This is a genomic window from Sulfuricurvum sp. RIFOXYD12_FULL_44_77, from assembly GCF_001830725.1.
GTDB lineage: Bacteria > Campylobacterota > Campylobacteria > Campylobacterales > Sulfurimonadaceae > Sulfuricurvum > Sulfuricurvum kujiense_A.
This window is the reverse complement of sequence record NZ_MIBU01000295.1, coordinates 1-2,522: the sequence shown is the minus strand read 5'-3', so window position 1 is coordinate 2,522 and position 2,522 is coordinate 1. Positions and strand designations below refer to the sequence as shown.

The window sequence follows — 2,522 nt, the reverse complement described above, 5'->3', positions numbered from 1 at the left end:
GGCGGAGATTGGTTCTATGCTCGAATCAATCGCCCATCAGTGGCGACAACCGCTTAATATTTTAGGGCTCTCTATGACGCGGCTCAATCTGAGTTGTTCGTTGGATGGAAAAGGTGAATCGGCGAAAGTACTCGAAATTGCTGAAGCGCAAATTGAGTACATGTCTCAGACTATTGATGATTTCCGAAATTTTTTCAAACAAGACCGGAGCCAGATCCCCGTCAATATTAATGCGATGGTGAATGATGTCGAAGCGTTGTTAGGCCCTTTGTTGATCCGTAAAAAGATCACCATTGAGAGAGAAATTGATCCCGAGATAGAAGTTCTAGTTTACCCTAACGAGCTCAAGCAAGTTTTGATTAATTTGGTCAATAATGCGCGTGAAGCGATAGAGCATCATCGTGGAGAAGAGCGTCTTATCCGTATCCGATGTACTACAGATGAGCGTTACTGTACGATTGCGATAGAAGACACGGGAGGGGGGATTGATGTTTCGATCATTGATAAAATTTTTGACCCCTATTTTACGACGAAATTTGAGTCTCAAGGGACGGGAATCGGTTTGTATATGGCCAAAATGATTATTGAAAAACACTTTTTAGGAAAACTGAGTGTTTATAATACGCTCAAGGGAGCCTGTTTTGAAATCCGCCTTAATCGAGGGGTAAAAGAGGGTTCCGGCATACCACCTCAAATCGATGACTCCCGTTCTCATAGCGATAGTTGAGGGTGAAGTTGTGGGCATCGATAATCGATTTAATGATATAAAGCCCTAATCCGAAACTGTTCGAGTTTTCATGATGATGTAAAAACGGTTCACTCAATCGCTCCAGTGTACACTCCTCTCCCCAAGGTTCCCCCACATTAGAGAAAAGAAACCTCTCCCCTTTTTGGAGAACGGTTACTTTTCCCTCAGAGCTGTATTTAATGGCATTATCGATGAGATTTTTAAAGACGGTAACCATCACCTCGCAATCGGCGACAATAAGTGTTCCGTCCAATGAGAGATCGATGGCTTCATCATGTAGAAAAAGCAACCCTTTTGCCCTCTCAAGAAGGGCTTTAGGGTCACATGTTTGTAGATGGGGAGCGAGTGATCCCGATGTGATCTGCTCTAAGCGAACCAGCTCCGCGATTAGGTGCTCCATCCGAAAAAATGCCCGTTCTAAAATCGATTTCTCTTCAGACTTTTTTATAAACGGAAGAGAAAGTTTACCGACGGTGATTGGAGTTTTTAACTCATGCATGATGTTGCGTAAAAAAAGTTTGCGTGCTTCGAGCAGGGCTTGATTCTTCTCCATAGCAGTGTCCAGTGCGCGGGAAACGAGAGAGATTTCATCCTTTTTTTTGCTATGAATGGGGGTATAAATCCCCGCCGCACCATACTGTGCTATTGCTTGGGTGATGGTTTTCAGAGGAAAAAGAGTTTTGATGATGAACCAATACAGAAGCAGTAGTGCCAGTATCAAAGAGAGCAAAAGCGCTTCAATCCAATGGGATTGTTTTGCCGCATCGGTTTTGATGACCAGCAGCGGCGGTGTAGCTTTTGTTAAGTAAATGTAGAGATGATTTTCATCCCTTAAAATTTGTATCCGCCCTTCATGGAGTGAGGATTTAATCTCCTCTGGATAGTTTTTAGGGATAACGGTAAGGGCATTTTTGAGTGTTTTGATTAAATCATGGTGCGGTTCGGCAACGCTGTAGCCGTGCTCTTGCAAATAGGATCTGCGCATAGGGGGGGCGAGAGGGACACTTTTGCGTAAAACCAACAGCATATTACCCGCCTCACTCTCTATCCTATGGGTATACTCTTGGGCAAGTTTTTGTTGTAAGAAAACAAAACCTAATCCCATTGCGATAAAGGTGACAAGAAAAAAGAGGGTAATACGGAGAAAAATGCTATGAGTCATTACTTATCCTGAAAACCGGTATCCACTTCCTCGTATGGAGTGGATAAAACAAGGATTTTTTGGATCTTTTTCAACTTTTTGTCGTAAACGGCTGATAATAACGTCGATTGTACGGGCTGAACTCTCCCAAGAGATCGCTTCAGCATTGTTGGAGAGAAAGTCACGGCTAAGGGTTTGATTAGGATGGAGGATAAAGAGCGATAAGAGCTCGTATTCAGCGCGTGTGAGGGAAAGGGGCGAGCCGTTAAAGAGGATGCTTTGTTCGTTTTCGTTAAGGAGAAAGAGTTTGTTTTTTTTCTCCAGTGTGGGGCGATAGCGGCGTAGAACACTTTTGATCCGAGCGATAAGTTCGCGTGGCTCATAGGGTTTTGGGAGGTAGTCATCCGCACCATACTCCAGTCCGATTACTTTATCGTTGATATCACTGCGGGCACTGGAAATGAGAATAGGGATATCGGTTTTTTGACGGATCATTTTGCACAGCTCCAATCCATCCATTTGCGGCAGTGTCAAATCCAAAATGATTAAGTCAAAATGGTCGGTATCGAGCAGATTCAGTCCGGCTGATGGAGTGGAGACGGCATTGAGTGCGATTCCGTAGTTTTTCAGATA

At 43.9% G+C, this 2,522-nt stretch carries 3 protein-coding genes; 1 reads left to right on the top strand and 2 read right to left on the bottom strand.

Features of this window, described 5'->3' with window-relative positions:
- A partial coding sequence (locus A2517_RS10850) for a sensor histidine kinase (protein ID WP_294896927.1) occupies positions 1-727 on the top strand: 727 nt, incomplete at its 5' end.
- On the opposite strand, the gene A2517_RS10845 is transcribed toward A2517_RS10850, so the two are convergent.
- On the bottom strand, positions 654-1,910 hold the full coding sequence (locus A2517_RS10845) for an ArsS family sensor histidine kinase (protein WP_294896925.1): 1,257 nt from the start codon (positions 1,908-1,910) through the stop codon (positions 654-656). The two genes, A2517_RS10850 and A2517_RS10845, sit on opposite strands and share 74 nt — an antisense overlap.
- 3 nt (positions 1,911-1,913) lie before the next feature.
- A partial coding sequence (locus A2517_RS10840) for a response regulator transcription factor (RefSeq protein WP_294896923.1) occupies positions 1,914-2,522 on the bottom strand: 609 nt, incomplete at its 5' end.

Bases quoted from the DNA above. Each gene is read 5' to 3' on its own strand.
- A2517_RS10845 (WP_294896925.1), bottom strand. From the start codon at position 1,910: ATGACTCATAGCATTTTTCTCCGTATTACCCTCTTTTTTCTTGTCACC.